This window comes from Streptococcus xiaochunlingii (assembly GCF_006385805.1).
GTDB classification, from domain to species: domain Bacteria; phylum Bacillota; class Bacilli; order Lactobacillales; family Streptococcaceae; genus Streptococcus; species Streptococcus xiaochunlingii.
Genome location: NZ_VFSG01000001.1, coordinates 433,964 through 455,015 on the forward strand (window position 1 = coordinate 433,964; position 21,052 = coordinate 455,015).

Genomic DNA, 21,052 nt, shown 5'->3' on the forward strand with positions numbered 1-21,052 from the left:
ATGTTAGGATTATTTATTGCCATTGTCGTTTTTGCTCTTGTCATTGTTATGTGGTTTATCGGTGAAAGCAATCGCTTGAATCGTTATCAGGTCATGATTGAAGAAGCAAAGAGAACGGTTGATATAATTCTTGTCAAACGCTACGATACCATTTCTGAAATGTTGAAGGTGGCTAAGGCCTATGCCAAACATGAAGAGAAAGTCTTTACCGAATTAGTAGCCCTTCGTCAAGGTGCGTCAATCCAAGAATCTAACCAAGTCATTGCCAATCAAAACGATGTTTTGGCACAAATCCGAGCAGTAGGTGAGAATTATCCAGATCTCTTATCTTCTAACCAATTCTTGGCCTTGCAAAAAGAAATTGCAGATGAAAATGAAGATTTGGCAGCTTCTAAACGCATTGTTAATAGTAATATTAGCCAAATCAACCAAGCCATAGTAACCTTCCCAACTTCACTAGTGGCGGGTATCAAAGGGATGCAACAGGTGCCATTTTTATTGGAAGACACACAAGGAAAGAAGGATTTGAATGATTTGGATTATGAAATCCATTAATTTTCAATAAAAGCTATTCGATATCTAGAAACTATCCCGGTCTTAGATCGGGATTATTTTGTTTTTATAAGTGCAAAATACACTTTTCATTTGTAGGGAAAAATAGTATAATAGATGAAATTCACAAATTTTTAGAAAATTCCGAAAGAGGTTTTATTATGGGATATACAGTTGCTGTTGTTGGTGCTACAGGTGCCGTTGGTGCTCAAATGATCAAAATGTTGGAAGAATCAACACTTCCAATCGATAAGATTCGTTACCTTGCGTCTGCACGTTCTGCAGGGAAAGTCTTGCAATTCAAAGGGCAAGACGTTACCATTGAAGAAACAACTGAAAATGCTTTTGAAGGGGTTGATATCGCTCTTTTCTCAGCTGGTGGTTCAACTTCAGCAAAATACGCACCATATGCTGTTAAAGCTGGTGCGGTCGTAGTAGATAACACTTCATACTTCCGTCAAAATCCAGATGTACCATTGGTTGTTCCTGAAGTAAACGCTCATGCTCTTGATGCCCATAACGGGATCATCGCCTGCCCTAACTGTTCAACGATTCAAATGATGGTAGCTCTTGAACCAGTTCGTCAAAAATGGGGCTTGGACCGTATCATCGTTTCAACTTATCAAGCTGTTTCAGGTGCTGGTATGGGAGCCATTCTGGAAACTCAACGTGAATTGCGTGAAGTATTGAATGATGGAGTGGATCCACGTGATTTACATGCGGAAATCTTGCCATCAGGTGGCGATAAGAAACATTACCCAATTGCCTTCAACGCCCTTCCTCAAATCGACGTCTTCACCGATAATGACTATACATATGAAGAAATGAAGATGACGAACGAAACTAAGAAAATCATGGAAGACGATAGCATCGCTGTCTCAGCAACCTGTGTACGTATTCCAGTCTTGTCAGCTCACTCAGAGTCTGTCTACATTGAAACCAAAGAAGTAGCACCAATTGAAGAAGTGAAAGCTGCTATTTCTGCCTTTCCAGGTGCAGTGCTGGAAGATGATGTGGCTCATCAAGTATACCCACAAGCTATCAATGCGGTTGGTTCTCGTGACACCTTTGTTGGTCGTATCCGCAAAGACTTGGATGCTGAAAAAGGTATTCATATGTGGGTGGTTTCTGATAACCTTCTTAAAGGAGCTGCTTGGAACTCAGTTCAAATTGCAGAAACCCTTCATGAACGTGGACTCGTGCGCCCAACAGCTGAGTTGAAGTTTGAGTTGAAATAATTCATTAACTAAATAAAGTGTATAGGGGACAGCTATCAACTTTTGGTGCTGTCCCTCTTCCCTATGGTTGTCTCAAAAAGGAGTATGTATGTCTTATCAAGATTTAAAAAATTGTAGAATGATCACTGCCTTTATCACTCCCTTCCATGAAGATGGTTCGATAAACTTTGAGGCCATTCCTCCACTCATCGAACATCTCTTGGCTCATCACACAGATGGGATTCTTTTAGCTGGTACCACAGCGGAAAGTCCAACTCTAACGCACGATGAAGAATTAGAACTTTTTGCAGCGGTCCAAAAGGTAGTCAACGGACGGGTTCCTTTGATTGCTGGTGTCGGGACCAATGAAACTCGCGACTCGATTGAGTTTGTAAAAGAAGTGGACCAATTTGGTGGTTTTGCTGCCGGATTAGCGATTGTCCCTTATTACAACAAACCTTCTCAAGAAGGTATGTACCAGCATTTTAAGGCTATTGCAGACGCTTCTAACTTGCCAATCATAATCTATAATATTCCTGGGCGCGTGGTGGTCGAAATGACACCAGAAACCATGCTTCGTTTGGCAGAACATCCAAATATCATCGGGGTAAAAGAGTGTACAACCCTTGCCAATATGGCTTACCTAATCGAGCACAAGCCAGAGGAGTTCCTCATTTATACGGGAGAGGATGGAGATGCATTCCATGCCATGAACCTTGGGGCAGATGGTGTGATTTCAGTAGCTTCCCATACCAATGGGGATGAAATGCACGAAATGTTCCTAGCCATTGAAAATAATGATATTAAAAAAGCGGCGGCCATTCAGCGCCAATTTATCCCGAAAGTCAATGCTCTCTTCTCTTATCCAAGCCCAGCTCCTGTTAAAGCAGTCTTGAACTATATGGGCTTTGAAGCTGGTCCGACTCGTTTGCCATTAGTGCCAGCTCCTGCTGAGGAAGCGAAGCGCATCATCAAGGTTGTAGTGGATGGGGATTACCACGCGACCAAAGAAATCATTACGGGAGTTCTTCGTCCGGATTATTGATGTTTTAGATTCTTGACAAATCCCCTATTTATTTAGATAATAGAAGTATATTGATGATCAAGGAGAATAAGATGGAAGTCATTAAACGTAGTGGTGAAGTTGTAGAATTTGATCCAGATAAAATCTATCAAGCTGTTTTGAAGGCAGCACAAACAGTCTATGTCTTGACCGATGATCTTCGCCAAAACTTGGCGCAAGTGACTAAAAAAGTTGTGATGGATTTGGAAGAAGCGAAAGTGGAACGTGCCACAATCAGTATGATCCAATCAATGGTTGAGCACCGTTTACTTGGTGCTGGTTATATTACCATTGCAGAACACTATATTTCTTATCGTTTGCAACGCGATTTGGAAAGAAGTGGTTATGGAGATCACATCGCTGTTCACTTGCACTTTGAACAAATTCGCTAAGCTAAACCACTAGTTAGTAAATCACTCGTGGAGTAAATACCATAGAGTCTAACCACCCTTCATAGGGTGGTTTTGACTGTCTAGCAATTTATTTTTCTTGAAAGGGCTATATTTATGCAGAATCCAACCATCTTTACCTACCTTAATAGGGATTTCTCTGCTATTCCACTTTTTGATGGCTTAAGCGTTGATGGTATATCTCAAGGGAGTCAGGCAGATTTGCATCTGGCTGATGATTATCAGTCCCCTTCTATTGCTGTCTTCCGTTTTCTTGATGATCAATGGTTTCTTGATTGTTTGTCTGGGATGATTGAGGTGGATGGTGTGATCTATCAGAAAAATCAACGTGCTCTATTAAATCATCGTTCCATTATCCACCTTTGTGATGCTGACGGCCATGTTTTTCGCTCAAAATTCATCATTGTAGAAATGCAATCCCTAGAATGGAAGACCATTGAAAAAGATGCATTTCCGGTGGATTTGTCCTCGCTTGCTAGGATTGATTGTGTAGTTTTATCAAATCAGTTGGTTGTCAGACTAGGAAATCAGATCATTTACCAAGATCTTCAGTCAGCAGCTGCAGAACCATCTGTTTCAACTAGAGAGTGCCAGGACTTTTCTCATTCATCACTGACGATTGCTATTCAAGATGTAACAGTCGGAAATCTTTTAAACCGTAAAACCATTCTTAAGGACATTCAGGTAGAATTTAAACCTAAGGAGATGATACTTATTCTGGGTGGTTCTGGTGCTGGGAAATCAACCTTTATGGAAGCAGTGACAGGACTTGTTTATTCAAATACCAGTGCTTATTTTAATGGAGTGGATTTATTAAGTGATGGGGAGAAACAAGGGGTGATCACCCTCGCTCCTCAATCTCCGGATGAGCATTACCGAATGGAAGATACGGTCTATAAGAATTTAGAAGATGCAGCCAAACTCTATGGCCCATCTGAATTAGCAGAAAATCCTGAACTTCGAAAAGAAGAAGTCCTATCAGTTCTGAAAAAGTTGGATTTAGAATCGGTAAAAGGATCTAAGTGTTCTTCTCTTTCAGGTGGCCAGAAGAAAAAACTTACAATAGCAATGGAATACATCACACGCCCTGAGATTCTCTTTATGGATGAGCCGGATTCCGGTGTTGATGGGAGCATGGTCATGGAGGTCATGACCACACTGAGAGAGATTACGGATGAAGGAAAAATCTTATGTGTTATCACTCATACACCCGATCGTATTCGTCATCTCTTTGACAAGGTCATGGTGGTTGGAAAGAGTTCGGAAGGATGCGGAAGACTTTGTTACTTTGGATCTGTTGACAATGCGCTAAAAGTCTTTGCGGCTAATAGCTTAGAAGACATCGTCCATAAAATTTCAGGAGCTGAAAATGCAGCTCTTGTTGACCGATATGTGCTATGGTTTGAAAATGAAAGGAGAGGTGTCCATGCTGGATAAGAAGCAAGTCTCGATTTATTTTAGTAAATTCCTTCGACTCCTCATCAACAAAAAATCCCTATTTTTTGTATCAGAAGCGATTCTCCTTCCTTTCATCATTTCGATCGCTTTTAATGCTAATGAAGTTTTTAATAAATACCACATTACCAGAACTTCTTCGATCATGTTTATTTCTGCAGCTCTCTGGATTGGTCTCTTTAACTCAGTGACCAGTATTTGTAATGAGAGAAAAGTCATCAAGTTTGAGTACCAAATTAAAGGCTTGTCCTTACCTTCTTATGTAGCGGCACGTGTATTGACAGAGTTGGTTCTTTGTTTAGCCGAAGCTGTCTTAATGATAGGAACCATTGTTATACTTTATCCACATGCTCAAGGAAATGGAAGTCAGATAGTTCTTTTTGGGGTTACTTTGTTCTTGGTGATTTTTACTTCCGATATGTTGTCCTTATTGATTTCGGCATTTGTCAAAAAATCGTCCCAAGCGATGACAGCCATGCCGCTAGTATTGATGGTTCAACTGCTGTTTTCAAATTTTCTCCAATCTTTGGATGAAAAAATACCATTTTTAGTGTGGATCTCACATGCAACGATTACGAGATGGGGAACAACGGCCTTCTTTCGGATTGCAAACATGAACAATTTGGTCCCGTCTCAAGGTCATACTGACTGGCAAGTTTATCAAAAAGATGGGGTAGGAACCTATGCTTATGATTTACTTGCGATTCTTGGAAATTGGGGAGTCTTGATTGCTTTTTCAGCTCTATTTATGGTCGCAACTTCCCTAGTATTGACTTCTGTCCGTAAGGACGCTCGATAAAAAATAAGGAGATGATTTATGAAAAACTGTACCAATTGCCAGGCACCCATCAATGCTGGTGATGCCTTTTGTTCTAAATGTGGTGCTAAAGTTCAAGTAGCTGCCAAAGCTGAACCAAAAGCTGTTGCTTTTCAACCAAAGACAGTTCAATTAGGGCCAAGTCCAACTCAAGCCCCAGAACCTAAAAAACCAAAAAGAAACATTAGAGGAATTTTAGCAGGGATTTTTGTCCTTCTTGCTGTCATTGCTGTTTCAAGTTATTTCCTATTGAACCGTGGAAGCAGTGACACCATTAATTTAGAGGATTATGTAAAGCTGGAAATCAAAGGGAATGATGGTGAAGGATTTATTGTTGAGAAGTCAGTTAGTTTAAATAAGGAAAATTTAGACCGGGATATCAAGAAGAAACTTAAAGCGGATCACTCCAAAACGGAGAGTTCAAATTACAATATTGATCAGTTAGTTTCAAAAGTAGAATTTAGCGTTTATAAAGGGGATGAGCTGATAGATGTAAAAGAGCGAAAGAACCTAAACAACCACGATAAAATTACGGTTAAATTACTTTACGATAAAAGTGATCTTGAAAACATGATACCTGGCCTTCACTTTACTGGTACATCTGTAACTCAGGAGGCAGATCTAATCCCGCTTGTAGGTGTTGACCCCTTTAAGGGTTTTTATCCAAAAATCAAGGGCATTTCTCCAAATGGAACTTTATCAAAACCTTCTCAATTTGAAGGAAAAGATGTAGAAATTGTTGCAAAGGCAACCGCTAAATATGGTTTCCCATTTGATTATTATCTGAATGGAAAAGAAGTTTCAAGTAATGATCCCATTGCAGTTGGAGATGAAATTGAAATTCGTCTCAATGAAAGTGGTAAAAATGCGTTGAAAGAAAACGGTCAAACTGTTGAGAAAGGAAAAGACAGTATAAAATACAAGGTCACTTTGGCTGATTTTGAGGAAGGGGCTTATGTGACTTCCTTGTCAAAAGTGGATGAGGATACACAAGAAGCCATCTCTAAGAATGTAGAGGATGCAGCAAAGGCTTATGTGGCTGATCGCAATTACAAAGTCCTTCCAAAATTTGAAGGGATGGCTTTTGCGACAATAAAAGATGGAGTTGACTGGGGAGGTACATTTGATTCCAAAATCCCACAGCTAATCTATGTATACTCTATTACCAATACCTCCTATGGTAAAACAAAAACAAGTTATATTGTAATTTCGAAAATTACAGTTATTGAACAGGTTGAAAATCATGGGAAAGACAATGCTCATGAAAATCCTGGAAAAACTATTCAGACTTTTGAAAAAGATTCTAAGAAGTATGATTTTCAAAACTTTTCTGATCAGAATGATTTGAAGAACTCCTTTACTAGAAATATAGATACTTTTACCTATACAATGGACGATCAATTGAAATCGTTGATTAATTGGACGGAATAGAAAAAAATGAAGTTACCTAGGTAGCTTCATTTTTTGTATTCTCATTTGACGCTGAGAATTCAATAAAACATGTTATAATAGAAAAGACTGAACTGGAAAGGAATGGAGAACATGGCAACTATTCAATGGTTTCCTGGACACATGTCCAAAGCTAGAAGACAAGTACAAGAAAATATTAAATTTGTGGATTTTGTGACAATTTTGGTGGACGCTCGTTTGCCTCTATCAAGTCAAAATCCTATGTTAACAAAAATTGTTGGTGACAAGCCTAAGTTGATGATTCTGAACAAGGTAGACTTGGCCGATCCTGTCGCTACAAAAGAATGGCAGGAGTATTTTGAGTCGCAAGGAATCAAAACCTTGGCTATCAACTCCAAAGAGCAATCTACGGTTAAGAAGGTTACAGATGCTGCCAAGTCTTTGATGGCCGATAAAATTGCTCGCCAGAAAGAACGGGGGATTCAAATCGAAACCCTTCGGACCATGATTATTGGGATTCCCAACGCTGGTAAATCAACGCTGATGAACCGCCTAGCAGGGAAAAAGATTGCGGTTGTTGGAAATAAACCAGGAGTGACCAAGGGGCAACAGTGGTTGAAAACCAATAAGGACCTCGAAATCTTGGATACCCCAGGGATTCTTTGGCCAAAATTTGAAGATGAAGATGTAGCTCTAAAATTAGCTTTAACGGGTGCCATTAAGGACCAGTTATTGCCAATGGATGAGGTGACTATTTTTGGTCTTGAGTATTTTAAATCCCATTACCCAAAAGAGTTACAAGAACGCTATAAACAAATGGATTTGGAGCAGGAAGCGCCAGAAATCATTATGGAGATGACTCAACGCTTAGGCTTCCGAGATGATTACGATCGCTTTTACAGCTTGTTCGTCAAGGATGTACGTGATGGTCGTTTGGGTCACTATACCCTTGATCGTGTAGGTGAAGTGGATGCCAACGATTAAAGAAATCAAAGAGTGTTTGGCAACGATTAATAGGCTGGATCATCCCTTATTTGAAGAGTTGATCCTTGATGGTCGAGCGGGCGTTCAAGCGGCTATCAGCAAACGAAAACGCGAACTCCAAAAACAAGTGGACGAAGACTTGCGTTTAGAAAAAATGCTAGCCTATGAGAAAGAACTCTATGCTCGAGGGATTCATCTTATTGCAGGTGTGGATGAAGTAGGGAGAGGCCCTTTGGCAGGTCCTGTCGTCGCAGCAGCCGTTATTCTGCCGGAAAATTGTAAGATTCCAGGTTTAAACGATAGTAAGAAAATTCCAAAATCGAAGCACTATGCTATTTATCAAGCGGTTTTAGACCAGGCTCTCTCTGTCGGGATTGGGATAAAAGATAATCAGGTCATTGATCAGGTTAATATTTATGAAGCAACCAAATTAGCCATGCTAGAGGCTATTCAAGAATTGGACCCTCGACCTCAACACCTCTTGATTGATGCTATGAAATTGGATCTCCCTATTTCTCAGACATCCATCATCAAAGGAGATGCTAATTCTCTATCTATCGCAGCGGCTTCTATTGTGGCGAAGGTGACACGAGATCAGATGATGGCAGCCTATGACCAACAATATCCAGGTTATGATTTTGCTCAAAATGCGGGGTACGGGACAAGCAATCATCTTGAGGGCTTGGAAAAACATGGGGTCACCCCTATCCATCGCCGAAGCTTCGAACCCATTAAGTCCATGACGGATCTTGACTAGGAGGGAAGGAAATGCTCTTAGCCTTTGACATTGGCGGAACCTTTATTAAATATGCCTTAGTGAATGAAGCCTATCAGGTAAGTGATTCTTCCAAAGTTCCAACACCAGCTACTATTGAGGAATTCTGGGAAGCTCTTGAGCGCGTGATTTGCTTGTTCCAGAATCGAATCACTGGGATCGCCATCTCTTGTCCGGGTGAAATCAATAGTCGACTGGGATTTGTCTTCAAAGGTGGCCTCATTCCTTATTTAAGGAATATTCCTTTAGCTTCTCGTTTAAATAAGACTTTTCAAGTCCCTGTGACCGTCCTCAACGATGGGGATGCTGCAGGCTTGGAAGAAGCACGAATTGGAAACCTCCAGGATTGTGATTGTGGCGCAACCTTTGTGTTAGGAACTGGGGTAGGCTTAGCCTTGACTTCCAACGGTTCCTTAATTTCCACCTGGAATCTCAAGGATTATCTTCGTTGGCCAAGCTTAGGGGAGAAGCAAGTGACTCCTGAACAAAAGCAATATCAGACCGAGATTTTGAGACATGGGATTTCCAGTTTGGTTCAAAATTTAGGCTCTGCAGTCAATTTTGTGGCTAATTCTAGTCGGCTCATAGAATTGCCTGAAGAAGATGGAGTTCAAGTTTTTGAAGTCCTTGAAGCTGGTTATCATGAGGAATTGCAAGACTTATTTGCTTCTTATTGTCGGGAAATTGCGATTCTAATCTATAACCTTCAGTCTTTGGTTCGGCTTGAAAAAGTGACGATTGGTGGGGGAATTAGTAGTCAACCCCTTCTTTTAGAAGAGATTAACCATCAGTATAAAAGCCTGATGGAGGAAAGTGGGGAGCAACGATTTTCTTTAGTGGAGATTCAAGCAGCTCGTTACCACAACTCAAGTAATCTTTTGGGGGCAGTTTGTCATTTTAATATCTTAGAAAATCATTAAAAAGTTCTATTTTTAGAGCTTTTTTTGTTTTCTTTTACGAATATTATAAATAGATAGTAGAAATTGAGGTTTAAAAATGAACAAATATGAACTTTATAAATTAAAGGTTGCTGGCCTGTCAAATCTACAGGTTTTTAACATTGTCAATTACTGGGAAATGAATGGGGAGTGGCCCTCTTTAGAATTAATGGCAAAAATTGCAGGTTGTCGCAATCAAACACTATTTATGGAACGGTATATCCGGATTGATGACAAGGTCTTGAGAGAAGAGTTTAAGGAGTTTGATTCGATTTCCATTATGGATCCGGAATATCCTGAAGAACTTCTCTGGATGCATAACCCACCTGTTTTGTTGTTTTATGAAGGAAATATTGACCTCCTCAAGCATCCTAAGATTGCGGTTGTAGGGAGTCGATCCTGTAGCCGTACAGGGATTCAATCTGTCGAGAAAATCATTAACGAGTTAAATAATGAATTGATTGTGGTGAGTGGATTAGCCAAGGGAATTGATGCTGCGGCCCATTATGCTGCTATTCGAAATGGAGGAAAGACAATTGGAGTGATTGGGACTGGCTTAGATGTCTTCTATCCTAGATCCAATAAACAATTGCAGAAGTACATGAGTGGGAACCATTTAGTGTTAACAGAATACGGTCCAGGCCAAGGTCCGCAAAAACATCATTTTCCAGAACGTAATCGGATTATTGCTGGGCTTTCTAGAGCAGTGATTGTGGCGGAAGCGCGGATGCGGTCTGGAAGTCTGATCACCTGTGAGCGTGCTATGGAAGAAGGGCGAGATGTCTTTGCTATTCCTGGGTCGATCTTGGATGGACGTTCAGATGGCTGTCACCACCTCATTCAAGAAGGTGCAAAGCTGGTCACCAGTGGAAAAGATGTCCTAGATGAGTTTGAATTTTAAAATGAGTTTTCCTATAGGAGAACTTCACGGTTGACATCCCGAAAAAAATAGTTTACACTCTATGAGGTTTATTACAAAATAGAGGTAAAAAAGTGGCTACTAAAACAAAAAAGAAAACCACAACAACTAAAAAGAATTTAGTCATCGTGGAGTCTCCTGCGAAAGCGAAGACGATTGAAAAGTATCTTGGTAGAAATTATAAGGTCATGGCCAGCGTGGGTCATATTCGTGACTTGAAAAAATCTACCATGTCTATTGATTTTGAGAACAATTACGAACCAGAGTACATCAATATTCGCGGAAAAGGTCCTTTGATTAATGATTTGAAAAAAGAGGCTAAAAAAGCCAAACAAGTCTTTCTCGCAAGTGACCCGGACCGTGAAGGAGAAGCTATTTCTTGGCATTTGGCGCATATTCTTCAGTTGGATAAGGAAGATAAGAACCGCGTCGTTTTCAATGAAATTACCAAGGATGCGGTAAAAAATGCCTTTCAAGAACCTCGTAAGATTGATATGGATCTGGTAGATGCTCAACAAGCTCGCCGTGTCTTGGACCGGATTGTTGGGTACTCCATCTCACCAATTCTATGGAAAAAGGTGAAGAAGGGACTTTCGGCTGGTCGGGTGCAATCCGTTGCGCTTAAATTGATTATTGACCGGGAAGAGGAAATCAATGCCTTCCAACCAGAAGAATATTGGACAATTGATGGAACCTTTAAAAAGGGGACTAAGCAATTCCAAGCCAATTTCTATGGAATGAATGGCAAGAAGATAAAACTTCAAAACCAGGAGGATGTAAAAGCTGTACTTTCGCATCTCGATAGGAAAGAGTATATCGTTGAAAAGGTTGAGAAGAAAGAGCGCAAACGCAATGCTCCGCTTCCTTACACAACTTCTTCCATGCAGATGGACGCAGCCAATAAGATTAACTTCCGTACACGTAAGACCATGATGGTGGCCCAGCAATTGTACGAAGGAATCAATATTGGATCTGGTGTTCAAGGTTTGATCACTTATATGCGTACGGATTCGACTCGGATTAGTCCAGTCGCTCAAAATGAAGCAGCTAGCTTTATCGTTGATCGATTTGGAGATAAGTATTCTAAGCATGGTAGCCGGGTTAAGAATGCTTCTGGCGCACAAGATGCCCACGAAGCCATTCGTCCTTCTAGCGTCTACAATACGCCTGAGAAAATCGCCAAGTACCTAGACAAGGACCAGCTCAAGCTCTACACCTTGATCTGGAATCGTTTTGTGGCTAGTCAGATGACGGCAGCTGTTTTTGATACCATGAATGTCCGTTTGGGGCAAAATGGGGTTCAATATACAGCAAATGGAAGTCAGGTGAAATTTGACGGCTATTTGGCGATCTATAATGATTCGGACAAAAATAAGATGCTACCGGACATGGAAGAAGGGGACACCGTCACTCAGGTCAACAGCAAACCTGAACAGCACTTTACCCAACCACCAGCCCGTTATTCTGAAGCGACCTTGATTAAGACTTTAGAAGAAAACGGTGTTGGTCGTCCTTCAACCTATGCACCGACCATTGAGACTATTCAAAAACGCTATTACGTGAAGCTTGTAGCAAAACGCTTCGAGCCAACCGAATTAGGGGAAATCGTCAATAAACTGATCGTTGAATTCTTCCCAGATATCGTCAATGTTACCTTTACCGCAGAGATGGAAGGGAAGCTAGATGATGTCGAACTCGGAAAAGAACAGTGGCAAAAGGTCATTGATTCCTTCTACCAACCATTTAAAAAAGAAGTAGCCAAAGCTGAAGAGGAAATGGAGAAAATCCAAATTAAGGATGAGGCTGCTGGATTTGACTGTGAGGTTTGTGGAAGTCCGATGGTTATCAAGTTGGGTCGATTCGGTAAATTCTTCGCTTGTAGCAATTTCCCTGATTGCCGTCATACGCAAGCCATCGTCAAGGAGATTGGTGTGGAATGTCCAGACTGTCACCAAGGCCAAATCATCGAGCGTAAAACCAAGCGGAACCGTCTCTTCTATGGCTGCAATCGCTATCCAGACTGCGAATTCACCTCTTGGGATAAGCCAATTGGCCGTGACTGTCCGAAATGTGGTCACTACCTAGTTGAGAAAAAAGTTCGTGGTGGTGGTAAGCAAGTCGTATGTAGCAACGGCGACTACGAAGAAGAAAAAGTGAAATAAGATTTTAGAATGATTCTATGTCTATTATAACGGCAATTTTAACAAATGTCTGTTATAATAGACATTTTTGTTTTTTTTCGTTATAATAGACACAAGGAGGTGGGCTTATGTATCTTGCTTTAATTGCAGATGTCATTGATTCCAAAATGGTTCAAGAGCGTTTTGACCTGCAAAAACAGTTAGAAAAAACGCTTCAAACAATGAATGAACTATTTGGAGAATTCATAGCATCCAATTTTACCTTGACCCTTGGTGATGAGTTTCAGGGGCTCTTAAAGGTGGATGCTCCGGTTTTTCAAATCATCGATACCCTGCGTTCTGAACTAACCCCGACTCAACTTCGTTTCGGGATTGGTCTCGGGGAGATTGTAACGGATATTGATCCCTTACAAAGTATCGGTGCGGATGGGCCAGCCTATTGGAATGCACGCGCCGCCATCAATCTGGTCCATCAGAAAAATGACTACGGCAATACCCAGATCTATTTTTCAAGTGGGAAGGAAAAGCAAGACTTTTTTGTGAATGCCCTCATCGCTTCCGGGGAAGCCATTCGTTCAGGTTGGCGTGGCAGTCAGGAAGAAATCCTGCTAGATCTTCTTAAGAGATGTGTATATAGTGAGAATTTTAGCCAGCAGGATTTGGCCCAATCGCTAGCCATCAACCCGAGTGCTCTCTCTAAACGGCTGAAAAGTAGTAGTATCCGTGTTTACTTACGGGGGCGAGCAGCAGCACTAGCGAGTATTCAAAGTTTAGCGAAAGGAGAGGCTTATGACAGGATTATCTAGTATCGTAACAAATCCATACTTGCTTCTCTTGTTAAGTTGTCATTTGTTGTCGGATTATTATTTTCAAAGTCAAAAGATGGCGGACCACAAGGATCATGATAAGAAGGTGCTTGGCCTTCACATTCTGTATGTAGCTCTGCCTCTATTCGTCGTTTCCCTCTGCCATCTGGATTTGTGGTGGATTTGCTTGGCCATTTTGCTGACTCATGCAGGGATTGATTACGGAAAACCTTTGGTGCAGAAGCAATTGAATTTAACAGCAGCATGGACTTTTGCATTGGATCAAGTCTTGCATGTCGCTATCATTAGTTTCCTAGTTCTTTGGGGAGCTAAAAATGGCACGACTTATTTGCCTAGTGACAGTTTAAAGCTAATCTTTTATGTCTTCCTAGTGGGAAAACCGACCAATATCGTCTTTAAAATTCTCTTTTCCAAGTATCAGCCGACGATGGAGGAGAAAATGGATACCATCACTGGGGCTGGCTCTATGATTGGCTTCTTAGAGCGGTTGATTATCGGTGCCTGTCTCGTCTACGGCCAATTTGCTTCTATCGGCCTGGTCTTTACAGCAAAGTCCATCGCCCGCTACAATAAAATTTCGGAGAATCCAGCCTTCGCAGAGTATTATTTAATCGGGTCCTTATTCAGTATCCTATCAGCCCTCTTTGCTGCTTGGTTGTGTCTATAAGAAAACAAATAACAGACTTAGGTCTAAGACAGGAAGGAAAACCCTCCCTGTCTTTTTACTTGGCTTTCTGGTATAATGGACCAAGTAGAAAATTAGAAAGATTTGTGGGTGTCTAACAGCTTAGTGGGGTGTTTGGATACCCAAAGAGGTATTAGTGTCATGTCTCAATCTTATATCAATGTTATCGGTGCAGGCCTTGCTGGCTCGGAAGCAGCTTATCAGATTGCCCAACAGGGTATTCCGGTCAAGCTTTACGAAATGCGGGGAGTCAAATCTACTCCACAACACAAAACAGACAACTTTGCTGAGTTAGTCTGTTCCAACTCTCTCCGAGGGGATTCTCTAACCAATGCTGTCGGGCTCCTCAAAGAAGAAATGCGACGTTTAGGTTCTGTTATCCTTGAAGCTGCAGAAGCGACTCGTGTGCCGGCTGGTGGAGCATTGGCAGTGGACCGAGAAGGCTTTGCTAGTCGGGTAACGGAGAAGGTATCTCAACACCCGCTCATCGAAGTGATTCGCGATGAAATTACAGAATTGCCGACAGACGCGATCACAGTGGTCGCAACGGGTCCTCTAACCAGTGATGCCTTGGCGGAAAAGATCCACGCGCTCAATGGTGGCGATGGCTTCTATTTCTACGATGCAGCAGCTCCTATTATCGATGTCAATACCGTCGATATGAATAAGGTTTACCTCAAGTCTCGTTATGACAAAGGAGAAGCGGCTTATCTCAACTGTCCCATGACCAAACAAGAGTTTATGGACTTCCATGAGGCTTTGGTGAATGCGGAAGAAGCCCCGCTCAACTCTTTTGAAAAAGAAAAGTATTTCGAAGGTTGTATGCCAATTGAAGTCATGGCCAAACGAGGCATCAAAACCATGCTCTATGGTCCTATGAAACCAGTTGGTCTCGAGTATCCAGATGACTACAAAGGACCTCGTGATGGGGAGTTTAAGACCCCTTATGCGGTAGTCCAATTGCGCCAAGACAATGCAGCTGCTAGCCTCTACAATATCGTTGGCTTCCAAACTCACCTTAAATGGGGTGAGCAAAAACGAGTCTTTCAAATGATTCCTGGTTTGGAAAATGCGGAATTTGTGAGATACGGCGTCATGCACCGTAATTCCTACATGGACTCTCCAAATCTGCTTGAACAGACTTACCGTTCTAAGAAGCAAGCCAACCTCTTCTTTGCGGGTCAAATGACAGGAGTAGAGGGCTATGTCGAGTCAGCGGCTTCAGGTTTGGTGGCTGGGATCAATGCGGCACGTCTTTTTAAAGGAGAAGAAGCAGCGATTTTCCCAGAAACAACGGCCATCGGAAGTCTCGCTCACTATATTACCCATGCCGACAGCAAGCATTTCCAACCCATGAATGTCAACTTTGGAATTATCAAGGAACTGGAAGGCCCACGCATTCGAGATAAGAAGGAACGGTATGAGAAAATTGCCGAACGTTCCTTGCAAGATTTGGCAACATTTATTGGAAAATAAAGTCAATCAATGAAAAAGTTTGGAGAAATCCAGACTTTTTCTTATAAAAATGGTATAATAAGTAAAAATTTAGAATATAGAGAGTTTTCTGACAATGAATAAATCCTACTTTTATTTAGAGATGAAGACACACGAGTTGAAAGTGCCTTATACCGGAATACTCCGTCGTGTGCGAGTCTTATTACCTAAGAATTATGAAGCAGATACAGATCGAAGCTACCCTGTGGTTTATTTTCACGATGGTCAAAACGTTTTGTATAGCAAGGAGGCCTATGCGGGTCATTCCTGGAAAGTCATTCCAGCCATTAAGCGAAATCCTGACATTAGTCGCATGATTGTCGTTGCCATTGATAACGATGGTTTGCAACGGATGAACGAATACTCTGCCTGGAAGTACAAGGAGTCCAATATCCCTGGTATGCAATTTGGAGGCAAGGGTGTCGAGTATGGGGAGTTTGTCATGGAGGTCGTCAAACCCTTTATCGATCAAGAATATCGAACCCTTGCTGATAGAGAACATACAGCTATGATTGGATCTTCGCTTGGTGGGAATATCACTCAATTCTTGGGCCTAGAGTACCAAGACCAAATTGGTTGTCTAGGAGTCTTCTCCTCTGCTAACTGGTTGCACCAAGAGGCCTTTGACCGCTATATCGAGAGGAAGAAGCTTTATGCAGATCAACGGATCTACATCTATGTGGGGACTGAAGAAGCTGATGATACGGATAAAACGCTGATGGCGGGAAATATCAAGCAAGCCTATATCGACTCATCCCTTCGTTACTATCACGATGTCATTCAACAAGGAGTGGCTTTGGAAAATATTGCTATTCGGATACAATCTGGGGCTATTCACCACGAAGAAGCCTGGGCTGAGAATCTTCCAGAATGCCTTCGTTTTTTGGCAGAAAAATGGGATTAATAGTCTGTAAATAAAGAAATATAGAGAAAGAGGGAACTTATGAATATTGAACATTTAAGCCATTGGAGTGGCCAACTTAACCGCGAAATGTATCTAAACCGCTATGGACATGCAGGGATTCCTGTAGTGGTCTTTGCTTCATCAGGTGGGAGCCATAACGAGTACTATGACTTTGGTATGATTGATGCTTGTGCTCAGTTTATCGAAGAAGGTCGGGTTCAATTCTTCACCCTTTCGAGTGTCGATAGTGAAAGCTGGCTTTGTGATTGGAAAAACCCTCATGATCGAGCAGAGATGCACCGTGCTTACGAGCGCTATGTGATTGAAGAAGCCATTCCTTTCATCAAGCACAAAACAGGCTGGTTTGATCCGATGATGACGACTGGTTGTTCTATGGGAGCCTATCACGCCCTTAATTTCTTCTTGCAACATCCAGATGTCTTCAACAAGGTGATTGCCTTGAGTGGTGTCTATGATGCTCGTTTCTTTGTTGGTGAGTTTGGTGGTGACGAAGCGATTTATCAAAACTCGCCATCTGATTATATTTGGCATCAAAATGACGGCTGGTTTATTGACCGTTACCGTCAGGCGGAAATTGTCATTTGTACCGGTCTTGGAGCTTGGGAACAAGATGGCCTACCATCTTTCTACAAACTAAAAGAAGCCTTTGACCACAAAAATATTCCTGCATGGTTTGCTGAGTGGGGCCATGACGTCGCTCACGATTGGGACTGGTGGCGCAAGCAAATGCCTTATTTCTTAGGTCAGATGTATTTATAAGCTAAAAAGGAGGAGACCTCTATGAATTATCTTGTTATTTCACCTTATTATCCGCAAAACTTTCAACAATTTACCATCGAGCTGGCTAACAAAGGCATTACTGTCTTAGGGATTGGTCAGGAGCCTTATGAACAGTTAGACGAGCCATTGCGCAATAGTTTAACAGAGTATTTCCGAGTTGATAACATGGAAAACTGGGACGAAGTGAAGCGAGCAGTAGCCTTTCTTTTCTACAAACACGGGCCAATCGATCGCATCGAATCCCACAATGAATACTGGTTGGAATTGGATGCAGCGCTTCGTGAACAATTCAATGTCTTCGGTGCCAAACCAAAAGATTTGAAGAAAACCAAGTTTAAATCAGAAATGAAAAAACTCTTCAAGAAAGCTGGAGTCCCAGTCGTTCCGGGTGCAGTGGTCAAAGCCGAAAAAGACATTGACAAGGCTGTGAAGAAGATTGGGTTGCCATTAATCGCCAAGCCTGACAATGGGGTAGGAGCAGCAGCAACCTTCAAGCTTGAAAATGCAGAAGATGTAGACCATTTCAAGGCAGAATGGGATGGCCATACCGAGTACTTCTTTGAGAAATTCGTCACTTCTAGTGAGATTTGTACCTTTGATGGTCTGGTCGATCGCGATGGCAACATTGTCTTCTCAACGACTTTTGACTATGCTTATACGCCACTTGACTTGATGCTCTACAAGATGGACAATTCTTATTATGTCCTAAAAGAGATAGATCCAAAATTGCGTCAATACGGGGAAGCGATTGTTAAAGCTTTTGGCATGAAGGAGCGTTTCTTCCACATTGAGTTCTTCCGAGATGGGGATGACTATATTGCGATCGAGTACAATAATCGTCCTGCAGGTGGCTTTACAATTGATGTCTACAACTATGCTCACTCGATTGATTTGTACCGTGGTTATGCAGCCATCGTAGCCGGAGAACCATTCCCAGCTTCTGAATTTGAACCCCTATATTGCTTGGCGACTTCACGCCGTGCCAATGCAGCTTATGTCCTTTCTGAGGATGAAGTTTTAGCTAAATACCATGACCAATTCCGCGTGAAGAAAGATATGCCTGCTGCCTTTGCCGAGCTTCAAGGTGACTACCTTTACATGTTAACAACGCCAAGTCGTGAAGAGTTAGAACAAATGATTCATGACTTTGGCCAACGCCATCAATAAAATGATTGAGAGTGGGACAGAAATCGGTAATTCGTTAGAATTCGATTTCGTCGTCCCACCTCCGCAAAGTTGAGTAGGGCTGTAAAAGCTGATGAAATCAGCGTAGTAGAGCCCACTCAACCACTGCGTCTTGCTCGACAATCCAAAGACAATTGAGAGGCTAGGACTTTTGTCCCAGCCTCTTTTTGATGTGACTAAATTAGTATGTGAAAGTTTGTGAAATATCAAATTAATCCACTTGAAAGCCTGCCTTTAGTACTATTAGAGGGTGTTTGGATTGTGATTTATTTGAGCAAATTCTTTGACAGTGCTTACATTTTTGGCTAGAATAAAAGAGAATGAATAATTGCTTAGAAAGGCGAAATAATGGCAACATTAGATAAAAGTCTCTTATTGGAAATGTTCCGTAAAATGGAAGAAATCCGTCGCATGGACTTAAAAATTGCACAGTTAGTAAAAAAAGGAAAAGTGCCAGGAATGACGCACTTTTCTGTTGGGGAAGAAGCGGCTAACGTTGGAGCGATGTTGGCTTTGAACGAGGATGATCTGCTAACTTCAAACCACCGTGGTCATGGACAAGCCATCGCTAAAGGAATCGATTTGAATGGTATGATGGCAGAAATCCTTGGTAAGTATACCGGTACTTGTAAAGGGAAGGGTGGATCAATGCACATCGCCGACCTGGATGCAGGTAACCTTGGTGCCAACGGTATTGTTGGTGGTGGTATGGGGATTGCAGTAGGAGCTGCTCTTACTCAACAAATGCATAAGACTGGCAAGATTGTTGTCTGCTTCTTTGGGGACGGCGCAACCAACGAAGGTGTCTTCCACGAAGCAGTGAATATGGCTTCTATTTGGAATCTTCCGGTAATTTTCTACTGTATCAATAACGGTTATGGAATCTCTGCTGACATCAAAAAAATGACCAATGTCAAGCATATCCACGAGCGTAGTGCTGCTTACGGTATTCCTGGAATGTTTATTCCTGATGGAAACAATGTTATCGATGTCTATGAAGGATTCCAAAAAGCTGTTGAACATGTCCGCTCTGGTAAAGGCCCTGTCTTGATTGAAAGTGTCACTTATCGTTGGCTCGGTCACTCATCTTCAGACCCTGGTAAATACCGGACCCGTGAAGAAGTTGAAGAGTGGAAGAAGAAAGATCCAATCGAAAACCTTCGCAAGTATCTCCTTGAGAATGAGATTGCGAGCACAGAAGAATTGGATCAGATCCAAGAAGAAGTAAAAGAAGCAGTGGAAGCTTCAGTTAAATTTGCGGAAGAAAGCCCATTCCCTCCACTCGAATCAGCTTTCGAAGATATTTACGCAGACTAAGGGGGAGTAAAGAATTATGGAAACTAAATTAATGTCTTTCCGCGATACCATTATCCTTGCTATGTCTGAGGAAATGCGTCGCGACGAAAACGTATTGTTGATGGGGGAAGATGTCGGAGTTTTCGGTGGAGACTTCGGAACTTCAGTAGGAATGCTTGAGGAATTCGGTCCAGAACGTGTTCGTGACTGTCCGATTTCTGAGGCTGCGATTTCAGGTGCGGCAGCAGGGGCAGCCATGACCGGACTTCGCCCAATCGTTGATATGACCTTCATGGATTTCTCAGTAATTGCCATGGATGCTATTGTCAACCAAGCTGCTAAAACTCGCTACATGTTTGGTGGAAAAGGGCAAGTGCCGATGACCGTTCGCTGTGCTGCTGGTAACGGAGTTGGTTCTGCAGCCCAACACTCCCAATCCTTGGAATCATGGTTTACTCATATTCCTGGTTTGAAAGTTGTTGCTCCTGGTACGCCAGCGGATATGAAGGGGCTTCTCAAGTCATCTATCCGCGATAATAACCCCGTTATCATTCTTGAATACAAATCAGAATTCAACCAAAAAGGGGAAGTGCCTGTTGATCCGGACTACACGATTCCACTTGGTGTCGGAGAAATCAAACGCGAAGGTACAGATGTCACTGTCGTAACCTATGGGAAAATGCTTCGTCGCGTGATGCAAGCTGCTGAAGAATTGGCAGAAGAAGGCATCTCAGTAGAAGTAGTAGACCCACGGACCTTGGTCCCACTTGATAAAGAGATCATCATTAATTCTGTCAAGAAGACAGGAAAAGTAGTGCTTGTTAATGATGCCCATAAAACGAGTGGCTATATCGGTGAGATTTCAGCTATCATTTCTGAATCAGAAGCATTTGATTACTTGGATGCACCGATCCGCCGTTGTGCGGGGGAAGATGTGCCAATGCCTTACGCACAAAATCTTGAGAATGCAATGATCCCAACAGTTGAAAGCATCAAAGATGCCATTCGTAAAACATACAACAAAGAATAATACATAACATAAATTATGTAATGTTAATTAAATTAGACTAGGAAACTTTGTATCTAGTGATGCAAAGTTCTCTACGTCCTTGATATCTTAGATTAGAGCATGGGCTAAAAGCTCGGAAAAAAGATAAATCTCCTTGACTTCATCGAAGT

General features: G+C 41.9%; 20 protein-coding genes. All 20 read left to right on the forward strand.

Annotation, left to right across the window (positions count from 1 at the left end):
• The 20 genes from FJR71_RS02290 to FJR71_RS02390 all read left to right on the forward strand — a co-directional run bounded on the left by FJR71_RS02290 (position 1) and on the right by FJR71_RS02390 (position 20,903).
• Positions 1-555 (forward strand): LemA family protein, encoded by a 555-nt coding sequence (locus tag FJR71_RS02290; protein WP_048690473.1) that lies wholly within the window; start codon positions 1-3, stop codon positions 553-555.
• Positions 556-713: 158 nt separating this feature from the next.
• On the forward strand, positions 714-1,790 hold the full coding sequence (locus FJR71_RS02295) for an aspartate-semialdehyde dehydrogenase (protein ID WP_048690475.1): 1,077 nt from the start codon (positions 714-716) through the stop codon (positions 1,788-1,790).
• 88 nt (positions 1,791-1,878) lie between these two features.
• Positions 1,879-2,814, forward strand: a complete 936-nt coding sequence (gene dapA / locus FJR71_RS02300) for a 4-hydroxy-tetrahydrodipicolinate synthase (protein ID WP_048715961.1) — start codon at positions 1,879-1,881, stop codon at positions 2,812-2,814.
• Positions 2,815-2,885: 71 nt separating this feature from the next.
• Positions 2,886-3,224, forward strand: coding sequence for an ATP cone domain-containing protein (locus tag FJR71_RS02305; protein ID WP_006597242.1), 339 nt, complete (start codon positions 2,886-2,888; stop codon positions 3,222-3,224).
• 114 nt (positions 3,225-3,338) lie between these two features.
• A complete protein-coding gene (locus FJR71_RS02310) occupies positions 3,339-4,679 on the forward strand; it encodes an ATP-binding cassette domain-containing protein (protein ID WP_125329427.1) in 1,341 nt (446 codons plus the stop codon).
• On the forward strand, positions 4,669-5,496 hold the full coding sequence (locus FJR71_RS02315) for an ABC transporter permease (protein ID WP_048690481.1): 828 nt from the start codon (positions 4,669-4,671) through the stop codon (positions 5,494-5,496). The genes FJR71_RS02310 and FJR71_RS02315 overlap by 11 nt, the downstream gene beginning before the upstream one ends.
• An 18-nt stretch (positions 5,497-5,514) precedes the next feature.
• On the forward strand, positions 5,515-6,945 hold the full coding sequence (locus tag FJR71_RS02320) for a zinc-ribbon domain-containing protein (protein WP_048690483.1): 1,431 nt from the start codon (positions 5,515-5,517) through the stop codon (positions 6,943-6,945).
• A 111-nt stretch (positions 6,946-7,056) separates the two neighbouring features.
• Complete coding sequence (ylqF, locus tag FJR71_RS02325) at positions 7,057-7,908, forward strand: ribosome biogenesis GTPase YlqF (RefSeq protein WP_048690485.1); 852 nt, start codon at positions 7,057-7,059, stop codon at positions 7,906-7,908.
• Positions 7,895-8,665 (forward strand): ribonuclease HII, encoded by a 771-nt coding sequence (locus FJR71_RS02330; RefSeq protein WP_048690487.1) that lies wholly within the window; start codon positions 7,895-7,897, stop codon positions 8,663-8,665. Before ylqF ends, FJR71_RS02330 begins: the two co-directional genes overlap by 14 nt.
• A gap of 11 nt (positions 8,666-8,676) precedes the next feature.
• Positions 8,677-9,603 (forward strand): ROK family protein, encoded by a 927-nt coding sequence (locus FJR71_RS02335; protein WP_048690493.1) that lies wholly within the window; start codon positions 8,677-8,679, stop codon positions 9,601-9,603.
• 76 nt (positions 9,604-9,679) lie between these two features.
• Complete coding sequence (gene dprA, locus FJR71_RS02340; protein ID WP_048690495.1) at positions 9,680-10,522, forward strand: DNA-processing protein DprA; 843 nt, start codon at positions 9,680-9,682, stop codon at positions 10,520-10,522.
• 92 nt (positions 10,523-10,614) lie between these two features.
• Positions 10,615-12,702, forward strand: a complete 2,088-nt coding sequence (gene topA, locus FJR71_RS02345; protein WP_125329426.1) for a type I DNA topoisomerase — start codon at positions 10,615-10,617, stop codon at positions 12,700-12,702.
• Positions 12,703-12,809: 107 nt separating this feature from the next.
• The gene (locus FJR71_RS02350; protein ID WP_048690499.1) at positions 12,810-13,487 is read left to right on the forward strand and encodes a SatD family protein; all 678 of its coding nucleotides are present in this window, start codon (positions 12,810-12,812) and stop codon (positions 13,485-13,487) included.
• Positions 13,471-14,175: a DUF3307 domain-containing protein gene (locus tag FJR71_RS02355; RefSeq protein ID WP_048690501.1), complete on the forward strand. Its 705-nt coding sequence runs from the start codon at positions 13,471-13,473 to the stop codon at positions 14,173-14,175. Before FJR71_RS02350 ends, FJR71_RS02355 begins: the two co-directional genes overlap by 17 nt.
• A 159-nt stretch (positions 14,176-14,334) precedes the next feature.
• Positions 14,335-15,669, forward strand: coding sequence for a methylenetetrahydrofolate--tRNA-(uracil(54)-C(5))-methyltransferase (FADH(2)-oxidizing) TrmFO (trmFO, locus tag FJR71_RS02360; protein ID WP_048690503.1), 1,335 nt, complete (start codon positions 14,335-14,337; stop codon positions 15,667-15,669).
• A gap of 94 nt (positions 15,670-15,763) precedes the next feature.
• Positions 15,764-16,591, forward strand: coding sequence for an alpha/beta hydrolase (locus tag FJR71_RS02365; protein WP_140813983.1), 828 nt, complete (start codon positions 15,764-15,766; stop codon positions 16,589-16,591).
• Positions 16,592-16,630: 39 nt separating this feature from the next.
• Positions 16,631-17,371: an esterase family protein gene (locus FJR71_RS02370; RefSeq protein WP_048690507.1), complete on the forward strand. Its 741-nt coding sequence runs from the start codon at positions 16,631-16,633 to the stop codon at positions 17,369-17,371.
• A gap of 21 nt (positions 17,372-17,392) precedes the next feature.
• The gene (locus FJR71_RS02375) at positions 17,393-18,559 is read left to right on the forward strand and encodes an ATP-grasp domain-containing protein (RefSeq protein ID WP_048690509.1); all 1,167 of its coding nucleotides are present in this window, start codon (positions 17,393-17,395) and stop codon (positions 18,557-18,559) included.
• Positions 18,560-18,925: 366 nt separating this feature from the next.
• Positions 18,926-19,894, forward strand: a complete 969-nt coding sequence (locus tag FJR71_RS02385; RefSeq protein WP_048691175.1) for a thiamine pyrophosphate-dependent dehydrogenase E1 component subunit alpha — start codon at positions 18,926-18,928, stop codon at positions 19,892-19,894.
• 16 nt (positions 19,895-19,910) lie between these two features.
• Entirely contained in the window at positions 19,911-20,903 is a 993-nt protein-coding gene (locus tag FJR71_RS02390; protein ID WP_023026810.1) for an alpha-ketoacid dehydrogenase subunit beta, read from the forward strand.
• Positions 20,904-21,052: the final 149 nt, after the last annotated feature.

Coding starts and splice junctions, on each gene's coding strand:
- FJR71_RS02290 (WP_048690473.1), top strand. CDS start 1: ATGTTAGGATTATTTATTGCCATTGTCGTTTTTGCTCTTGTCATTGTT.
- FJR71_RS02320 (WP_048690483.1), top strand. CDS start 5,515: ATGAAAAACTGTACCAATTGCCAGGCACCCATCAATGCTGGTGATGCC.
- FJR71_RS02310 (WP_125329427.1), top strand. CDS start 3,339: ATGCAGAATCCAACCATCTTTACCTACCTTAATAGGGATTTCTCTGCT.
- FJR71_RS02385 (WP_048691175.1), top strand. CDS start 18,926: ATGGCAACATTAGATAAAAGTCTCTTATTGGAAATGTTCCGTAAAATG.
- FJR71_RS02350 (WP_048690499.1), top strand. CDS start 12,810: ATGTATCTTGCTTTAATTGCAGATGTCATTGATTCCAAAATGGTTCAA.
- trmFO (WP_048690503.1), top strand. CDS start 14,335: ATGTCTCAATCTTATATCAATGTTATCGGTGCAGGCCTTGCTGGCTCG.
- FJR71_RS02295 (WP_048690475.1), top strand. CDS start 714: ATGGGATATACAGTTGCTGTTGTTGGTGCTACAGGTGCCGTTGGTGCT.
- FJR71_RS02330 (WP_048690487.1), top strand. CDS start 7,895: ATGCCAACGATTAAAGAAATCAAAGAGTGTTTGGCAACGATTAATAGG.
- FJR71_RS02365 (WP_140813983.1), top strand. CDS start 15,764: ATGAATAAATCCTACTTTTATTTAGAGATGAAGACACACGAGTTGAAA.
- FJR71_RS02375 (WP_048690509.1), top strand. CDS start 17,393: ATGAATTATCTTGTTATTTCACCTTATTATCCGCAAAACTTTCAACAA.
- FJR71_RS02315 (WP_048690481.1), top strand. CDS start 4,669: ATGCTGGATAAGAAGCAAGTCTCGATTTATTTTAGTAAATTCCTTCGA.
- FJR71_RS02335 (WP_048690493.1), top strand. CDS start 8,677: ATGCTCTTAGCCTTTGACATTGGCGGAACCTTTATTAAATATGCCTTA.
- FJR71_RS02390 (WP_023026810.1), top strand. CDS start 19,911: ATGGAAACTAAATTAATGTCTTTCCGCGATACCATTATCCTTGCTATG.
- dapA (WP_048715961.1), top strand. CDS start 1,879: ATGTCTTATCAAGATTTAAAAAATTGTAGAATGATCACTGCCTTTATC.
- ylqF (WP_048690485.1), top strand. CDS start 7,057: ATGGCAACTATTCAATGGTTTCCTGGACACATGTCCAAAGCTAGAAGA.
- FJR71_RS02305 (WP_006597242.1), top strand. CDS start 2,886: ATGGAAGTCATTAAACGTAGTGGTGAAGTTGTAGAATTTGATCCAGAT.
- dprA (WP_048690495.1), top strand. CDS start 9,680: ATGAACAAATATGAACTTTATAAATTAAAGGTTGCTGGCCTGTCAAAT.
- FJR71_RS02355 (WP_048690501.1), top strand. CDS start 13,471: ATGACAGGATTATCTAGTATCGTAACAAATCCATACTTGCTTCTCTTG.
- FJR71_RS02370 (WP_048690507.1), top strand. CDS start 16,631: ATGAATATTGAACATTTAAGCCATTGGAGTGGCCAACTTAACCGCGAA.